The sequence below is a fragment of the Haloarcula pelagica genome, from assembly GCF_030127105.1.
GTDB lineage: Archaea > Halobacteriota > Halobacteria > Halobacteriales > Haloarculaceae > Haloarcula > Haloarcula pelagica.
In genome coordinates this window covers 739225-756807 of the sequence record NZ_CP126161.1, presented here as the reverse complement: position 1 = coordinate 756807, position 17583 = coordinate 739225, and the positions used below count along the sequence as shown (strand labels likewise).

Below are 17583 nucleotides of genomic sequence, written 5' to 3'. Positions count from 1 at the left end.
TTCAGGGTGCTCGTCGCTTCAGTCCGATCAGCCGACTCGCTCGTCTAAAATCAGCCTCGTCTTCGTGCTTGCCACCTCGTCCAACTCCCGGGCTTTCGTGATGAGATCGTTGACCGCGTTCGTGTCGGCGGCGTCGACGACGACCACGATGTCTTCCTCGCCGGAGACCTGCCAGACGAAGTCCACTTCGGGCCACTCCGCGATCCGGTCCGAGACGGCCGCGGTGTCGACATCGACATCGACACTCACCTCGATCATCGACTTGACGTTGCCCGTCCGCGTCGCGACGGTGAACCGCTCGATGACGCCGTCGTCGACGAGGCGCTCGACGCGGTTCCGGACCGTCCCCTCGGAGGTCCCGATCGCGTCGGCGATCTCCGTGTACGGGGTGCGGGCGTCCTTCCGAAGGATCGAAAGTATCTCGCGGTCGAGTTCGTCCATCGAGGGTAGAATCTACCCCGGCCCCCCTCTTGAGGATTACGAAATTCGTAACTCGACTTCGAAAGCAACCCTTATCAGCCACTATAGTATACGCATCTCGTAATGGCAGACGCATACGTGGCGCTGGAAGGCGAGCGCGTCGTCGAGGCGCGCGCTCGCGCCCCCGGCACAGCACGCGGCGAACTGGTGTTTACGACCGCCTACACCGGCTACGAGGAGAGCCTGACCGACCCGTCCTACGAGGAGCAGGTCCTGACGTTCTCGTACCCGCTGATCGGCAACTACGGCGTCCGGGAGGAACGCTTCGAGTCCGACCGCGTCCACCCGCGCGCCGCCGTCGCCCGCGAGATGACCGACGACGTGGCCGAGTGGCTCGAAAGCGAGGGCGTCCCCGCCGTCGATCACCTCGACACCCGCGACATCGTCACCGAGATCCGCGACGAGGGCGCGATGAAGTGCGGGATCGCGGCCGGCCCCGACGCGACAGCGGACGACGCGCTCGAACAGCTCGCCCAGTGTAAGCACATGTCCGACCACACCGACATCGGCGAGCAGGTCTCCGTCGACGAGGTCCAGACCCACAACGCCGACGGCGACGGCGCCACGGTCGCGCTGGTCGACTGCGGTGCGAAGGGCTCGATCGTCGAGTCGCTCGTCGAGCGCGACGCCGCCGTCCACGTCTTCCCCTACGACGCGAGCGAGAGCGACGTGGCCGAGGTCGACCCCGACCTGCTCTTTATCTCGAACGGTCCCGGCGACCCACAGAACTTCGAACAGGCCGGCGAACTGGTCGATACCTATGTGGGGGACGTTCCGCTGGCCGGGATCTGTCTGGGCCAGCAGGTCGTCGCAAACGCCCTCGGCGGCGAGACGGAGAAGATGGAGTTCGGCCACCGCGGGGTCAATCAGCCGGTGCGTGACCTGCGCTCGAACCAGGTCGTGATGACAACGCAGAACCACGGTTACACGGTCGCCGACCCGGGTGACAATCTCAACGTCACGCAGGTCAACGTCAACGACGACACGCCGGAGGGGCTGGAGAACGATGACCTCGACATCATCACCCGCCAGTACCACCCCGAGGCCAACCCCGGTCCCCACGACTCGCTGGGCTTCTTCGACGACGTACTGGCGATGGCAGAGAAGTAACGCCGGTCAGGGAACGGGTGACGGGCGGGTTTCGCTCCCCGTCTACAGCCGGACGGCGCCCACGACGAACGCCGTGATCGGAACGGCGACCACGAGGTGCAAGACGACCAGCACTGCTTGTCCGACGGCTGTCACGCCCAGCGCCGGCGCCACGGCGACGACCGGGACGAGCATCCCGAGGAACACGACGGCCACCAGCGCCGCGAAGTTCCGGACCGGCCGGGCAGTCGTCCGGACCAGCCCCGCGTACACGAGGGCGGCACCGACACCGGCGACGACGACGCTCGTGACGATCGGGAACGACGCGAACGGGCTCGTCGCTCCGGAGGGACCGACCGGGAGGCCGAGCGTGGTGACGACGGCACGGACGAGCAACGCTGCGACGACGGCGACCAGGACACCGGCGGTCGTCCGCCGGGTCAGATCGCCGGCCCCCGTCGGCGCCGGATAGCGGGTTGTTGTCTCCATACCGACGGAGACGCTCCCCACGAGCATAACCTGTATAGTATCCAAGGGGTACCGCCCCGTCGTCACGTCAACCGGACCGAGACGGCCGTCCCGTCGCCGTCCGTCTCGAAATCGATCTCCCCACCGAGCATCGAGACGCCCCAGCTGACGATCCAGAGGCCGATCCCGGTCGAGTGCTCCAGCGATGTCTCTTCGCCCTTCCGGATCGGCGCCAGTTCGTCGGCCTCGATCCCCGGGCCGTTGTCGCTGATCGTGAGCTCGATCCCGTCGGCAGCCGAGGCCACTGCCGCGACTGCCCTCGGATCGTCGGTCTCGTTGTGTGCCAGCGCGTTCTCCAGGAGGCTCGACACGACGAGAGATAGCACCTGTGGGTCGGTCTCGACGATCGTCGGGGTCGACGGGAGATCCGCCTCGACGGTGGCGTTCGGGAACTCGATGTCGATCTCGGTCGTGAGCGCGTCGACGAGTTCCACAACGTCGACGGGGTCCGACCGCGGCTCTCTGCCCCGGAGACGCTCGAACTCCCGCGCTTTCTCGCCGGTGGCAAGCAGCCGCTCGCCGCTCGCTTTGATCGTCTCGGCGGAGGCGTCGATCTCCTCGTCGTCGCTGCGCCGGCTGACGAGATCGGCGTGGCCCATGATGACCGTCATCTCGTTGCGGAGGTTGTGCCGGATGACGCGGTTGAGTACGTCCAGTCGCTGTTCGCGTTCCCGCTCGCGCGTGATCTCCTGGAAGACGACGGTTCGGCCCACGCGACGGTCGGCCGGATCGGTCAGCGGTGACGTGACCACCGAGAACTGCCGGTCGCGGCTGTCGGTGGTAACCGAGACGATCTGCCGGTCGGCGCCGTCCGTCAGGTCCACGTCGACGAGGGCGGACAGTCGACTGCCCAGCACCGTCTCCCGGTCCAGACAGAACACGTCCGCAGCAGCGTCGTTGACCGTGACCACCCGGTCGGCGGTGTCGAGAACGAACGTCGGGCTCCCGAGGTCCTCGACGGCGGACCGTTCGGCCGCCCGTTCCGTCGTCGGGTTCGTCTCGAACATGTTGCTCCCGACGAACGCGTAGCCGTCCAGGGCGATGTGCCCGAGGAACAGAAGTGGCGCGAGGTTGAGCTGTGGAGCCGGGCCGACGTTGAACAGCCACGGCAGTGCACCCGCCGCCGGCGGGAGCGTGCTGAGCGCGACCGCGGCCGCCTCCGTCCGATACAGCGGGCCGTAGTTGAGCACCGTCTCGACGAGCAACAGCGCGCCGACGCCGGTACACACGAGCACGAAGACCGTGATCAGATACAGGAGCGGGCCGATCGTGTAGGTCGGCACGGAGAGCCCGAACACTGGTGCCGGCCGGACCCCGCTCCACAGCAGCGAGTGGTACTGCGGGGCCAGGATCAACCCCGAGATCGCCGCCGCCGGGGCCATAATCACTCCCGCCTGCCAGCTCCGGGTCGTCGCCGTGCGGCCGGTGTACTCCAGCGTGAACATCAGGAACAGCGGTCCGGTCCAGACTGCGGCGATCAGCCCGACCGCTTCGAGGGACATCCGGAGCGGGTAGCTGTCGACGAGCAAGCCGGCGCCGTAGGTGAGACACCAGAGCCCGATCGCCAGAAACGAGCTGACGAACCAACTCACCCCCGGACTGCCGCGGTGGCGCAGCAGATAGGCGGCCAGCCCGAACGCGCAGAGTCCGGCGCTCACGGTGCCCCCGACGATCAGGTAACCCAGAGGGGTTCCAACGACCAAGGTCCGCAACGCTTTCGGCGGAAGCGTCTTAGCAGTTTTGCCACAGAAACCGGTCGGTAGTGTTCGCCTACCGAGCGCGAACCGGCGGTGTCGAACCCGTCAGCGGCCCCACTCGCGCTGGGTCTTCGGGCGCTCGCCGACGGCCTGGACGGCCAGGGGCTGGTCGTCGGAGTTGATAGCTTCCAGCGCGGCCTCGGCGCTCTCGCGGGTCGAGAAGTAGGTCACGGTCTCCTCGACACACGCTTCGAGCACGTCCCGGTCCCGGGAGGCGACCAGGTCGATCTCGCCGTTCTGGATGGCCTCGACGACGGCCTCGGTGTCCTCGTAGTCGTCGAGACTCTTGACATCGAAGTGTTCCTCGTAGCCAAGCACCGGCAGGTCGACGATGGCGGTCCCCGACAGCGGGATCGGCTTGTCGACACACATCTGGGCCTTCTGGTAGGCCTTGCCGAAGGAGCCGGCGGTGCCCATGACCTCGCCGGTCGATTTCATCTCGGGACCGAGCCGCGGGTCCGAACCCGGCAGACGGTCGAACGGCAGTACGACCTCCTTGACCGACACCTGCTCGGGGATCTGTTCTGCCACGTTCAGGTCGGCCAGGGAGCCGCCGGCCATCACCTTCGCGGCGAGCTTCGCGATCGGAACGCCCGTCGTCTTCGAGATGAACGGCACCGTCCGGGAGGACCGTGGGTTCGCCTCCAGCACGTACACCTCGCCGTCACGGACCGCGAGCTGGACGTTCAGCAGGCCCACCGTGTCCAGCGCCTCGGCGATGTCCTCGGTGACCTCGCGGATGCGCGGCATCACGTCCTTGATCTCCTGGGAGCGGGGCGGGATCATACACGCGGAGTCGCCCGAGTGGACCCCGGCGGTCTCGACGTGTTCCATCACGCCGCCGATGAGCACGTCGTCCTCGTCGGCCACGGCGTCGACATCCAGTTCGACGGCGTCGGCCAGGAAGTCGTCGATGAGGATGGGCTTGTCCGGGGAGACACGCACTGCCTCCTCGATGTAGGTCTTCAGGTCGTCGTCGTTGTAGACCACGTCCATCGCGCGCCCGCCCAGCACGTAGCTCGGGCGGACCAGGACGGGGTAGCCGATCTCTTCTGCCAGTTCGAGGGCCTCGTCCTCGCTGGTGGCGGTGCCACCCTCGGCCTGGGCGATGCCCAGGTCGTCCATCAGTTTGTTGAACCGGTCCCGGTCCTCCGCGAGGTCCATCGCCTCGACGGAGGTCCCCATGATCTCACAGTCCAGCCCGCGGCGGTCGAGTTCCTGTTCGAGCGGGTGACCGATGTCGACGGAGGTCTGGCCGCCGAACTGGACCATCACGCCGTCGGCGTTGGTCGCCTCGACCACGTCGGCGACCTCCTCTGCGGTGACCGGCTCGAAGAACAGCCCGTCTGAGGTGTCGTAGTCCGTCGAGACGGTCTCGGGGTTGTTGTTGACGACGTGGGCGTCGATCCCCAGTTCCTCCAGAGCACGGACCGCGTGGACCGAACAGTAGTCGAACTCGACACCCTGGCCGATCCGGATCGGGCCGCCCCCGACCACGACGACGCTCTCGACATCGGGATCGATCTGGAGTTCGTTGCGGTCGATCCCCGAGATCGGATCGCGGGTCGAGTAGTAGTACGGGGTCGTCGCCTTGAACTCGCCCGCGCAGGTGTCGACGAGCTTGTAGTCCCGGTCGGTGGTGTCGGTCTCGACGGTGTCGACCGTGACACCGGAGCCATCTGTGGCTGCTTCGACTTCCGGTTCGTCGCCGCCGTCGTCCTCGATCCCCGCGGGGAGCCAGGAGACGTGGGTGTCCTCGAACTCGCCGCCGGCCAGTGCGGTGATCTCCTGGTCGGTGAAGCCGGCCTGTGCGGCGGCCTCGTAGTCGCCGTCCATCGCCGCCCGCGCGGCTTCGGCGACCTGCTCAAACCGCTCGACGTACCACTCGTGGATGTCGGTGAAGTCGACGACTGCGTCGACGCTGTAGCCGCGCAGGAACGCCTCGAAGATGGCGTAGGGCCGGTCGGGCGAGGCCCGTTCGAGGTACTCCGACTCGAGTTCGCCGTCGCCGACCTCGTTGAAGTCGACGGCCGGGTCGTACTCCGAGGAGCGCAACGCCTTCAGGAGGCTCTCGGGGAAGGTCCGGCCGATGGACATCGCCTCCCCGGTCGATTTCATCGCCGTCGACAGCTCGAAGTCCACGTCGGTGAACTTGTCGATGGGCCAGCGTGGCACCTTCGTCACGACGTAGTCGATGGCGGGCTCGAAGGCGGCGGTCGTCTCGCCGGTGATCTCGTTTTCGATCTCGTGGAGCCGCTTGCCGAGCGCGACCTTCGCGGTCACGCGGGCGATGGGGTAGCCCGTCGCCTTCGAGGCCAGCGCCGAGGAGCGGGAGACGCGGGGGTTGACCTCGACGACGCGGTACTCGCCGCCGGGCGTGCCGTCGTCACGCCAGGCGTGTTGGATGTTACACCCACCCTGAATCCCGAGTTCGCGGATGACCTTCAGCGCGGAGTCGCGCATCTCCTGGTGACCCTCGTCGGGGATGACCTGCGAGGGCGTCACGACCGTCGACTCCCCGGTGTGGATCCCCATCGGGTCGATGTTCTCCATGTTACAGATGATGATACAGGAGTCGTCGGCGTCCCGCATCACCTCGTATTCGAGTTCGACCCAGCCCTCGATGGACTCGGTGACGAGCACCTCGCCGTTCCGGGAGAGGCGAAGGCCCTTGCGCACCCGCTCGACGAGTTCGTCGAACTCGTGGACGACGCCGGAGCCGGAGCCACCCAGCGTGTAGGTCGTCCGGGCGATGACCGGTAGGCCGCCGACCTCGTCGACGGCGTCCTCGACCTTCTGCCGGAACGTCTCTTCGTCGAAGTCCGTGACGGACTCGTCGTCGTCGAGCGCGATGGTCGTCGACGCACACACCGGTTCGTCGATGTCCTCCATGCGCTGGCGGAACAGGTCGCGGTCCTCGGTCGCGTAGATGGTGTCCAGTGGCGTCCCCATCACGTCCACGTCGTACTCGTCCAAGACGCCCTCCTCGGCGAGTTCGGCGGTGACGTTGAGGCCGGTCTGGCCGCCCAGGCCGGCGATGACGCCGTCGGGGTCTTCCTTCCGGATGATCTCGCTGATGGCCTCGGTGTTGATCGGTTCGAGGTACACCTTGTCGGCCATCTCGGGATCGGTCATGATGGTCGCCGGGTTCGAGTTCACCAGGACGACTCGGGCCCCTTCCTCCTGCAGGGCGCGACACGCCTGTGCGCCGGAGTAGTCGAACTCGGCGGCCTGTCCGATCTTGATCGGGCCGCTCCCGATGAGAAGTATCGTGCGGTCTTCCTCGGCTGTCATTACCCGACCGGAGTCTACACATCGTAATAAGCCCGGCGAAAAGGTACGAAGCTCGAAGCCGAATTTCGAATATCGTAATGTGTCCGGTTCACACGGGTCCCGTTCACACCCGGTCGGTGTGTCAGTTCTCCGCGTCGCCCAACTGGTACCGGTAGGGTTGGCCCTGGATGACCTCTACCTCGCCGGTCTGGGCGCGCCGCCCCAGTACCGTCGCGACACGGTGGGCGCTGTCGAAGTCCTCGTCGTGTGCTGCGAGCACGTCGAGAATTTCGCGCGCGGTCAGGGGCCCCTCGGTGTCGGCGTCTTCGAGCACCGACCGGATGCGCTCGAACTCACCGTGACGTATGCGCATACCATTCCTTACAGCTCAATCCTCATATAACGCCGTCAGACAGCAGTCAGACGCCCGATCTCACGAAACCGCACGACGGCGACGACCCGCGTTTGTCACCCGCTGTCAGACAGTCGCTGTCTATCGCCGCCGGTCGCGTTGGGCCACACCTGCTTGACCCAGGTCGGGCGGTCCACAGCGGTCTCGTCGAGGGCGGTGTACTCGAAGCTGTAGCGCACGGTCGTGTTCTGTCTGGGGTTCCGGAAGGCGAGGTCCATCGAGCGCACGAGCCCGGTCGGATCGACGCGCGCACGGGCACGGAAGTCGTGTACGTCGTCCAGTGACGGCGGTTCCGGATGGGTCGTCCGTACCAGGTAGTACCGGCCCGTCTCGCCCTCGCGAACCGTGACGGTGCTGTTGCCCACTCCGAGAAAGTTCCGAACGAGGCGGCGAGTGAGCCCGCTGACTCGCTCGCGTGCGGGCACCGCTTCTCCGGTGACGTATTCGACGCCCAGCGGGCGCTCGTGGCGGCTGAACCGGGTCCCGCCGTCGACGAACGACCGGTCGCCGTAGCCGCCGGTCGCGGTCTCGCTCCGGTAGCGGTAGCGGCGTTCGTTCTCGACGCGCAACAGGCTCTCACGCTCCTGTCCCGCCGCCGCCCAGTCCATCGACAGCGTGTACGATCGGTTACGGACCTGCCCGGCGTGTGCGGCCGCGAGCGCCTCCGCGTCGACGACTCGCTCCGTCGCCAGCCCCGGAACCAGCGAGCGCCCGTTCTCGCCCGGCGTCTGCTCGGGGACCGGCGCGGGCGTCACCGCCGTGGGCTCGGCCGACTGCCCGCTCAGGGTGGTACAGCCGGCAGTCACCACGAGTACCGCCGTGACTGCCAGCAGGACGGGACGCCAGGCCATACCGACACTACGGCTCGACGGAGGAAACAGTACGGGTCGCTCTCGCCTCTCAGACCGCGCTGTCGTGGCGGTCCTCGAAGTCCCGCTCTGCGCGGTACTGGTCGACGAACGCCTCGACATCGAACTGCAGCATCTGTTCTTCGAACTCGTCCATCACCGCGTCGTCCTCGGCGTGGCTGACGGCGTGTTCCATCAGCTCGACGAGCAACTCCACGACGACTTCGTGGAGGCGTCGGGAGTCGAAGTCCGTCACCCAGGCCATCGAGTAGCCGACCGCACCGTCCTCGCTCGTGTCGGCGACGGCGACCGAGTCGGGGAACTCCTCCATCACCACGCCCAGCAGGTGGACGGTCGTGAATTCGTCGTGGTCGTCGCTCGGTTCCACGGTGGCCTGTAACACCTCGACGAGGAACTCCGGGACGAACCGGGCCAGCGGGTGCGGGTCGAGTACGACTGCGTGTGTGCCGCCACAGGCGCAGTCGAACTCCCGCAGTCCCAGATGGAGGTCGTGTGTGTCGACGTGTTCGCCACAGGGGAGTTCGAGCGCGGAGTCGCGGCTCCCGGGCACGCGCGGTTCTGCCATTACCCCGTGTTGGACCGTCCGGGGGTTAAACGCCGCGGTGTCGCCCGCTCAGAACTCGTCGGCCTGCTGGTCGGCCGTGGACTGCTCGTCGGCCATCGCCTGCTGGTATGCGCTGGTGACCACGGCGATCCCGAACACCGAGGCGATCTGGCCCAGTAGCGTCGTCAGCGCCGAGGAGATCGATCCCGGGAGTCCCAGCGAGGCCGCCCCGAGCGGGAGCGTGATCACGGCCCCCAGCGCGAACGTGACGATGATGAGGGCGACCACGCCACCGATGTTGTCTCCGACGAGGTCGATGCTGTTTTTCAGCGACTCGACGACGCCGCTGTCGTTGAGCGCGACCTCCTGCATGACGAAGAAGAACAACACCGCGAGGACGAGGCCGGGGATGACGAGCAACAGGAACCCGATCGCCAGCAGGACGGTCATCACGACCGACGCGCCCAGTGCGGTGAGTACGGTCGGGACGAGGTTGTCCGTCGCGGCCGACGGGAGCGGACTCGGCCCCTCGAAGGCGAACGACCGGATGGCGACGACACGGAGCGCGGTACCGAGCGCCCACAGCAGGACCGTCAGGGCGGCCGCGACGGCGATCGGGAGCTCCAGCCCCAGCGCGTTCGAGGCGCCGCCGAACCCGCCCTGCTGTTGCATCGCCGACGCCGGAACGTCGAGTGCGGAGGCGATCGACCGGTTGATCGCCAGCGAGAGCGACTGACTCACCACGGTGTTGAGTAGTCCGAACAGCACGAACACGGCGACGAAGAGGAGGCCGCGTTCGCTCGTCAGATCGTCGATTCCGTCTCGGAGGGCTTGCCCGACTTCCAGGGACATATTCGATTCCCACTCGGACAGCGTAATAAAGCTATCTGTCCCCGCGACCAGGACAGGTATCGACCCCCGCTACAGCACAGCGCCGTCGGCGTCACCGACCGTATCGCTCTCCGGGACGCCTCCAGCGGTTCCGGTGCTGACGGCCTGCTGGTAGGCGTCGGTCATCACCGCCAGCGCGTACACCGTCACATAGGTGGGAGCGACCGCCAGGACGAGCTGCGAACGGAAATCGGGAACTCGATTTGGTGCGGAAAAACTGTCGGGTCGTCCCGATCAGGGCCAGTCGTCGCGCTCGTCGTCCTCGTTAGCAGTCGCGGCCGGTGCCGACGGTTCGCCCAGTTCCCACTCGGCCGCCTCGGCGGCGTCCTCGACCGCCAGATACTCCCAGTCGACCCGCTCGGCGAGGGCGGCGTCGTCGTCGCCGCTCCCGACGTAGACGTGTCGGTCGGTGTCGAACTGCTCTTTGACGTTCTCCAGGCTCTCCTCGCGGCTCCGGGGGCCGGAGAAGAAGTCCTGCCGGACCCGGTGTTTCCGCGTGAAGTTCGTCACCACGTAGGTGGGTTGATCGGAGATGACGCCCACGTACTCGGACCACTGACGCGCGTCGTTGAACACGCTGTCCGGGTGGGCGAGTCGCTTCAGGGCGTCGAGGTCGAACGCGAGGGTCATGTCGCCGTTGCCGCCGTCCATACACCACTCTGGGCTACCTGTCGAAAAAAGGCCGTCGTTTGCTCGTTCGGTCCTGCGAGCGGGTTACTCGGCCTGGGGCGCCTGGGCTTTCACTTCCTCGACATCGACATCCTTCTCCAGCAGGAGCTCCTTCCTGTCCGCGACCCGGAGCTCCTCGCGCATGATCTGTTTGAACGCGGACTGCTGGGAGAGGTCCCCGATGAGCACGCCACCGACGAGCTGGCCGTCCTCGAACGCGAGGCGGCGCCACTCGGTGTCGCTGTACTTGCGTTCGGCCTCGTCGTCGCCACGGGTCGGGTGGCCAAAGGAGAGGAACGGGAAGTCGAAGTGCGTGATCGAGTACGAGGAGACCCAGCGGAACGCCTCGTCCTCGGCGTCGGCGACCATGTTGGTGCCGGCGACCGAGCCCTGCTCTTTCGCCGAGCCCCACGAGCCGTTCTGGGCGCGGTCGTTCAGGATCGTATCGTAGTACTGGGTGAGGTCACCGGCCGCGTAGACATCCTCGACGCTGGTCTGCATGTACTCGTCGACGACGATGCCGTCGTCCTCCTCGATGTCGAGGTCGCCCAGGAACTCGGTGTTGAAGTCCAGCCCGATGGCGACGCCGGCCCAGGACCCCTCGTAGCGGTTCCCGTCGGGGTCGACCGCGGCTTCGACGCGGCCGTCGTCGTCGACCTCGAAGCGGTCGACGCCGGAGTCGAACACCGGTTCGACGCCGTTGTCCCGCAGCGCCTCGTGGATGATCTCGGCGCCGTCCTCCGAGAGCGCGTAGCGCCACCAGCGGTTGCCACGCATCAGGTACTTCGCGTCGATGCCCTGGGCGCCACAGACCGCCGCCAGGTCGATCCCCAGCAGGCCGGCGCCGACGATGATGCCCTTCTCGCACTCCTCGGCGTGTCGCTTGATGCTCCGGGCGTCCTGGAACGTCCAGAAGTGGTCGATCCCGTCGGCGTCGGAGTGCTCGACGGGCAGTTGGGAGGGCGTCCCGCCCGTCGCCACCAGTAGTTTGTCGTACTCGTAGGTGACGCCCTTGTGCGTGTGGATCTCGTGAGCGTCGGCGTCGACACTCGTGACGTGTGTGTTCAGTTCGAGATCGATGTCGCGCTCCTCGTACCACTCCGGCTCGTGGATGGAGATCGGTGCCTCGGGTAGTTTCCCCTTTGCGAACTCCTTGATGAGGATGCGGTTGTACAGGGCTTCCCCCTCGTCGGTGATGACCGTCACGTTGGCGTCCGGGTCTGCCTCCCGAATCGTCTCGGCCGCGGATGCGCCCGCGATGCCGTCACCGATAATCACGTGCGACGTGCTCATAGGGGAGTGTTTGCTATCGGCCTTAATGTGGATTGCTATCTCCGTATCGGACCTGCGCCGCCGCCAGGACTGTACAAACAGTCAGTAGGCACGCCATTCAAGACGCTCGCGCCCCGAGTAAGCCGTGATGAAGCTCCGTCAGAACGTCAAGCACTTCGCGGCCAAGCAGGCACTGACACTCCCGGTCGTCGGCGAGAAGGTCAACGACCGCCTGGTCGGCCTGCACACCAACGTCTTCGCGGACAAGGCCGACCCCGACCACGCCGACGAGCGGCGTGCTCACCTCGACGACTTCTTCGACGCCACGATGGACACCTACGTCGCGGCGCTGGAGGCGGGCTACCCGGAGGCCGAGGCCCGCGAGATCACACACGTCCAGGCGAACTTCGACTTCTACAACCACGGCTGGACCGAGATGATGGAGTTCCCCGGCGACGAACTCCAGGACCACTACGACCGCTACGCTGAGTTTTTCGACCGCCACGGCATCACCATCTCGGACCCGCTAGGGGCGTTCGAACCGGCAGACGGCATCGCCGAGGCCCCTTCGACACCCGAGCGGCTCGACGACCCGGAACACCCCCACGCCGAGGGCGGCTTCGCCGACGATGTCTACGTCGAGACCGAGGACGGCGAGGTGATCGTCGGCGGACAGGACGAACCCGACGACGTTTCGCCGACCGAGGCGCCCGGCGTCGACGACGACGCGGAGAACGCCGCCGGCGACTGACCCCGCTCACTCCTTGCGTGTGTCGGTCCACCGCTTGCGGAGGTCAAAGAGCGCGATCACGGCAAGCCGAGTGCCGTCGCGGTGGTCGCCGGTGACGGCGAAGGCGTGGCGCCCGTTCCTGGTGTCGACGACTACGTCGTGATGTCCCGGCTCCGACTCGACCGAGCCGTTCAGCCCCAGCGTCCAGACGAAGGCGTCGCTCGGGCCGACGCTGGCCCGTTCCTGTCGCTGGCCCTCGTCGACGACGGTCCAGCCGTCCGGGTCGCGCCGGGCGAGCGTCCACCAGTCACCGCCGGTCGAGAACGGGACGAGCGAGCTGTTACTGAGGACGAACTCCATCCGCTTGCCGACCTCGCTGAGGGTGTCGACGAAGAACACGTCGCTGCCGGCCGTGAGCTGTATCGGCCGGCCGCTGGTCTCGACGCTCGAACAGACGTACCGCTCGGCGTCGCGTGGCAGCGCCGGACACGGGCCGACGGTGTCGTCCCCCTGTGACCGGTCGGCGGTCGCCGTGACCGTCGGCACCGGAGCCGGTGTGACTTGTTCACGCCCACCGCTGCCGGCACACCCGGCGACGGCGCCGGACACACAGCCCAGCGCAGCGAGGAGCTCCCGACGGCGCATACACCGGCTACGCGCTCCGCCCGGAAGCGTCTGACGCCGCTCCGTCGCTGGCCGGTTCTCCGTCGCCGGGCCACGGCGGCGCTCGCGGGTCATTCCACGCCCGGTTCGTCACGCCGACACCACGTCGAACAGGGCGACACACTCCGTGTGCAGCGGCAGGTCGCTGCTCACCGTCTGGACGACCAGGGCGTGTCGGCCGGGGGTGAGCGTCGTCGTCACGGGCTCACCGTCGTTTCGCCGAGGCGCGCTGTCGCCGACGACCCAGTGCAGGCGGCCGGTCCCGTCGAGCTCCGTCGCCGGAGTGTCCCCGGTACCGGCCGCGACGCGTGTCCAGCCGTCTTCCGTCCGGCGAACGTGGTACCAGTCGCTCGCCAGCACCGTCAGCGGCCGCCGGGCACGCCAGACGAGCGTGATCCGGAGCGGCTCGACCGGTGTGCCGTCGCTCGCGCGGACGACCGGCCGGTCCGGCCGGAAGGTCAGCGTGTCGCTCGTGCTGTCCGTCTGCGAACAGACCGTCTGGTCGGTGCCCTCGTCGAACCGCGGGCAGGGCTGGCCCCTGAACCACCGTCGCCGCTCGCCAGTGTCACCGTCGACGGCCGGGACCGGGGCCGGGGTGACGCCGCTGGCGTCGCTCGAAATGTCGCGGCCGAGTCCTCCACACCCCGCCAGCAGCCCCGCCAGGCCCGCGAGCACCTGTCGCCGTCGCATCGAACGGTGTGACGGTCGCCAGCGAGAAAAAGCCCGCTCCGGCTCAGTCGGTCCGCGTCGCCTGCGCGCCGACGGGCTCGCCCGCCCGCTCGGCGATCCGGTCGGCGCACTCGTAGCCGGCGACGATCCCGCCGTTGAGCGACCGCTCGGGATACTGGGCGCGGGAGGCCATCCCCGCGTAGTAGAGTCCGTCGGCCACCGCCTCACCCAGGTCGTAGGGGATCACCATGTCCAGGTACCCTCGTTCGTACACCGGTGCAGTCCGCGGGTTGCGCGCGGTCCGGACCCAGTTGACCGCCTCGCGGTCGAACGCCGGGAACAGGTCCTCGATGCCGGCGAGCCAGGTCTCCCGGACGCCGTCGTCGTCCTGCTGCCAGATGTCCTCCTCGGGGGACTGGACGTAGCGGGCGACATAGAGGAGGTGTTCGCCGCCGTAGCGATCGGCCGAGACGAAGTTCGTGTGTTCGATCAGCGCGCCGAAGGGCGCCTCGTCGGCGATGTTCAGCCAGTACGTCTCCAGCAGGGGTTCGTCCATGCTGACGACCGAGCAGACCGTCCCCTGGAAGTCGATCCCGCAGGTGTAGCCGGTCAACTCCTCTAAGACGTTGGGCATCGCCGCGACGACGACGCCGTCGACCTCGTGGACGGTCTCGTCGGTCCCGTCGGTGGCGGTCAGGGCGGAGACGGTCCCCCCGGCGGTGTCGATGTCGGTCACGCGCGTGCCCGTTTGGATGTTTTTCCGCCCGACCGCCTCGACCAGGGCGTCCAGTAGCCGGCCGAACCCGCCGTCGAGGTAGCCCAGGATCTCCCCGCGAAGGATGTCGCGCTCGCCGCGGAACTTGATCCGGCCCAGCAGCCAGGCGGCGCTCACGTCGTCTTTGCGGGCGCCGAACTTGGCGTCAAGCAGCGGCTCGAAGAAGTTGTCGTACACGCTCTGTGTGGTGTGTTCGACGACGAACTCCTCGATCGGTACGTCCTCGAAGTCTTCGAGGCGCTCGTACGTGTCGAACTTCGGAACCCCACCGCGGATGTCGATGTCGAGCGTCAACAGGCCGAGCCGGAACGTATCGTACAGGCTGAAGTGAGGGTACGCGAGGATCTCCCAGGGGGTGTCCATCGGATGGACGATGCCGTCGACGTAGTAGCCGTTCTCGCCGACGTGCCACTCCACGTCGCCGCCCAGCCCCAGTTCCTCGGCCAACTCGACGATGGTCTCCTCGGACTTCGAGAGGTGGTGATAGAACTTCTCGATGGGGTCTCCGGCGGTCTCGTACACGGCTGCAAGCCCGCCCAGGTCCTCGCTCGCTTCGAAGACGCGGACCTCGTGCCCGCGCTGTTCGAGTCTGTAGGCCGCCGAGAGTCCGGCGATTCCGCCGCCGACGACGCCGATCATACTCCGGCGTATCAGCCGTCGTGGGATTTAGTTTGCGTTTCGACCGTCACTGCGTGGGTTCGCTACCTTTTTCACCACACTGCTGAAATTCGCAGGCATGCTCACCGTCCGGGCACCTGCGACCAGTGCGAACCTCGGGAGCGGCTTCGACGTGTTCGGAGCCGCCCTCGAACGCCCGGCGGACGTGGTCCGGCTGTCCCGGGCAGACCGGACTACCATCGAGGTGACCGGCGCCGGGAGCCAGTTCATCCCCGAGGACCCGGAGAAGAACACGGTCGGTGCCGTCGCCGAGGCGCTGGACGCGCCGGCCCACATCCAGATCGACAAGGGCGTCAGACCCGCCTCGGGGCTGGGCTCCTCGGCGGCGAGCGCCGCCGCCGCGGCCGTCGGCCTCAACGAACTGTACGATCGGGGGTACTCCCGCGAGGAACTCGTCCCCATCGCCGCCAAAGGCGAGGCGGTCGTCTCCGGCGACGCCCACGACGACAACGTCGCGCCGTCGATCATGGGCGGGTTCACGATCGCCACGGAGTCCGGTGTCACCCAGATCGACGCCGACATCCCGCTCGTGGCCTGTCTCCCCGATATCGTCGTCTCGACGCGGGACGCCCGCCGGGTCGTCCCGGAACACGCCCGCGTCGACCAGCTCGTCGAGACCGTCGGGAACGCGGCCACGCTGACGACGGGGATGCACCGCGACGACCCCCACCTGGTCGGCCGCGGCATGCACGACACCGTCGTCACGCCGGCCCGCGCGGAACTCATCGACGGCTACGAGCGGGTCCGCGAGGCGGCGCTCGATGCCGGTGCCACCGGCGTGACGATCTCCGGGGCCGGGCCGACGGTGATCGCCGCCTGCGAGGAACCCGCTCAGAGGGCTATCGCCAGCGCCATGCTCGACGCCTTCGGCGAGCGCGGCGTCGACGCCCGGGCCTACCAGACCCGTATCGGCGCCGGCGCGCGCGTCTTCTGAGCAGTTACGACCGGTTCCGGACCGGTGTGTGAAACCCCCGATCGTGTGTCTCTGGCTCTGAAACACTGCTTCGGGACCTTTTGTGACTTGGTGTGTCGGTCCACCTGTCATGAGCACTGTCGCACTTTCGCCCGAACCGCTCGTTCGATCACCGACCGAACCCGGGGGTCGGCGATGAGACGCGCCCTGGTGCTGGCGACGCTGGTCGTCGCCGCCTCACTCTCCGTCCCGGTCGCCGTCTCCGGCCAGCAAGGCGGTGTGATCTCCGTCGCGACGACGACCACGCCGGACCGACCGACCCCCGATCAGGACGTGACCGTCAGGGTGAACCTGACGAACCCGACCGACGACCAGTCGTACAACGTCGGCTGGGTCGCGCTGCACAACACCACCGACCCGGACAGTACGATGCACGACCGGGTCAAACCCACCGAGACCCTCAGCGGCGGCGAGTCGGTGAGCTACGAACTGACGATGCCGGTCGACGAGACCGGGACACGGCAGGGTGTCGTCCACATCTTCGTCGATACCCTCCACGGTGACACCTACACGTTCACCCGGAACGTCAGCGTCACCGCAGTCCAGCCCCACCCGGCGCTGTCGCTGTCGACCAGTCCCGTCGGGCCGGACGGCCGGACCGATGTCTCGCTGTCTCTCTCGAACGGGCTCTCCGAGGAGATCCGGGGCGTCTCGGTCGAACTGTCGGGACAGAACTCCTCGCTGACACTCGACGAGGACCGCCGGGTCCGCTCGTCGGTCAGCGCGGGCAACGAGACGACGATGACGTTCCCTGCCAGTGACGCCGACCCCGGCCGACAGACGTTCGAGGCGAACCTCACGTACATCACCGAGAGCGGCCAGTACCGCACCGTCACGCGCTCGCTCTCGACGACGGTCGATCCCGTCGAGAACCCCGCGAACCTCACGCTGACCGGCGTCCGGGTCACCGAGGCCGACGGCCATCTCACCGTCCGCGGGAGCGCGAGCAACCTCGGCGGTGGCAACGCCACCGGCGCGATGGTCTCGGTCGGCGACTCCGGCGCCGTCGACCCGGCACAGTCCCAGTCTCGCTTTTTCGTCGGCGAGGTGCCTGCAAGCGACTTCTCGTCGTTCGAGGTCCACGCGACGACGACGGCGAACGGAACCGTCACGGTCCCGCTGAACGTGAGCTACGTCGTCGACGACACTCGCGTGACAAGCACCACGACGGTGACGTTCACGCCCAACGAGACCGACACCGAGCAGCCCAGCACCAGACAGTCCGCGCTCCCAGTCCCGCCGCTCGCTGCCGGCGGAGCGCTCGTGGTCGTCCTGTTCGGCGTCGTCGGCTGGCGGCGGCTCCGGGGGTGA

17 protein-coding genes are annotated in these 17583 nt (G+C 67.5%); 4 read left to right on the top strand and 13 right to left on the bottom strand.

The window, feature by feature from the left end; translation table 11 throughout:
* Positions 1-27: 27 nt before the first annotated feature.
* On the bottom strand, positions 28-441 hold the full coding sequence (locus tag P1L40_RS04080; protein WP_284010039.1) for an Lrp/AsnC family transcriptional regulator: 414 nt from the start codon (positions 439-441) through the stop codon (positions 28-30).
* 102 nt (positions 442-543) lie between these two features.
* Between P1L40_RS04080 and carA the strand changes: the two genes are divergently transcribed.
* Complete coding sequence (gene carA, locus P1L40_RS04075) at positions 544-1590, top strand: glutamine-hydrolyzing carbamoyl-phosphate synthase small subunit (RefSeq protein ID WP_284010038.1); 1047 nt, start codon at positions 544-546, stop codon at positions 1588-1590.
* A gap of 42 nt (positions 1591-1632) precedes the next feature.
* Here the strand turns inward: carA and P1L40_RS04070 are convergent, their stop codons facing one another.
* The 9 genes from P1L40_RS04070 to P1L40_RS04030 form a co-directional block, all read right to left on the bottom strand.
* Positions 1633-2058, bottom strand: a complete 426-nt coding sequence (locus tag P1L40_RS04070) for a DUF6069 family protein (protein WP_284010037.1) — start codon at positions 2056-2058, stop codon at positions 1633-1635.
* 62 nt (positions 2059-2120) lie between these two features.
* Positions 2121-3755, bottom strand: coding sequence for a sensor histidine kinase (locus tag P1L40_RS04065; RefSeq protein ID WP_284010036.1), 1635 nt, complete (start codon positions 3753-3755; stop codon positions 2121-2123).
* 144 nt (positions 3756-3899) lie between these two features.
* Complete coding sequence (gene carB / locus P1L40_RS04060; protein ID WP_284010035.1) at positions 3900-7148, bottom strand: carbamoyl-phosphate synthase large subunit; 3249 nt, start codon at positions 7146-7148, stop codon at positions 3900-3902.
* Positions 7149-7269: 121 nt separating this feature from the next.
* Positions 7270-7500 (bottom strand): hypothetical protein, encoded by a 231-nt coding sequence (locus tag P1L40_RS04055; RefSeq protein ID WP_284010034.1) that lies wholly within the window; start codon positions 7498-7500, stop codon positions 7270-7272.
* 95 nt (positions 7501-7595) lie between these two features.
* The gene (locus P1L40_RS04050; RefSeq protein WP_284010033.1) at positions 7596-8390 is read right to left on the bottom strand and encodes a hypothetical protein; all 795 of its coding nucleotides are present in this window, start codon (positions 8388-8390) and stop codon (positions 7596-7598) included.
* A 49-nt stretch (positions 8391-8439) separates the two neighbouring features.
* Entirely contained in the window at positions 8440-8973 is a 534-nt protein-coding gene (locus tag P1L40_RS04045) for a DUF5815 family protein (RefSeq protein ID WP_284010032.1), read from the bottom strand.
* A 48-nt stretch (positions 8974-9021) separates the two neighbouring features.
* On the bottom strand, positions 9022-9804 hold the full coding sequence (locus P1L40_RS04040; protein WP_284010031.1) for a DUF7847 domain-containing protein: 783 nt from the start codon (positions 9802-9804) through the stop codon (positions 9022-9024).
* Positions 9805-10077: 273 nt separating this feature from the next.
* On the bottom strand, positions 10078-10494 hold the full coding sequence (locus tag P1L40_RS04035; RefSeq protein ID WP_284010030.1) for a DUF7124 domain-containing protein: 417 nt from the start codon (positions 10492-10494) through the stop codon (positions 10078-10080).
* 63 nt (positions 10495-10557) lie between these two features.
* Positions 10558-11805, bottom strand: a complete 1248-nt coding sequence (locus P1L40_RS04030) for an NAD(P)/FAD-dependent oxidoreductase (RefSeq protein ID WP_284010029.1) — start codon at positions 11803-11805, stop codon at positions 10558-10560.
* A 127-nt stretch (positions 11806-11932) separates the two neighbouring features.
* On the opposite strand from P1L40_RS04030, the gene P1L40_RS04025 reads away from it, so the two are divergent.
* Complete coding sequence (locus P1L40_RS04025; protein WP_284010028.1) at positions 11933-12535, top strand: DUF6149 family protein; 603 nt, start codon at positions 11933-11935, stop codon at positions 12533-12535.
* 6 nt (positions 12536-12541) lie between these two features.
* On the opposite strand, the gene P1L40_RS04020 is transcribed toward P1L40_RS04025, so the two are convergent.
* From P1L40_RS04020 to P1L40_RS04010, 3 genes are all read right to left on the bottom strand, one after another.
* Positions 12542-13159 (bottom strand): hypothetical protein, encoded by a 618-nt coding sequence (locus P1L40_RS04020; protein ID WP_284010027.1) that lies wholly within the window; start codon positions 13157-13159, stop codon positions 12542-12544.
* Positions 13160-13267: 108 nt separating this feature from the next.
* Complete coding sequence (locus tag P1L40_RS04015; RefSeq protein ID WP_284010026.1) at positions 13268-13867, bottom strand: hypothetical protein; 600 nt, start codon at positions 13865-13867, stop codon at positions 13268-13270.
* Between the two features lie 43 nt (positions 13868-13910).
* Complete coding sequence (locus tag P1L40_RS04010) at positions 13911-15260, bottom strand: NAD(P)/FAD-dependent oxidoreductase (protein WP_284010025.1); 1350 nt, start codon at positions 15258-15260, stop codon at positions 13911-13913.
* A 97-nt stretch (positions 15261-15357) separates the two neighbouring features.
* On the opposite strand from P1L40_RS04010, the gene P1L40_RS04005 reads away from it, so the two are divergent.
* Complete coding sequence (locus tag P1L40_RS04005) at positions 15358-16233, top strand: homoserine kinase (protein ID WP_284010024.1); 876 nt, start codon at positions 15358-15360, stop codon at positions 16231-16233.
* Between the two features lie 174 nt (positions 16234-16407).
* Positions 16408-17583 (top strand): COG1361 family protein, encoded by a 1176-nt coding sequence (locus P1L40_RS04000; RefSeq protein ID WP_284010023.1) that lies wholly within the window; start codon positions 16408-16410, stop codon positions 17581-17583.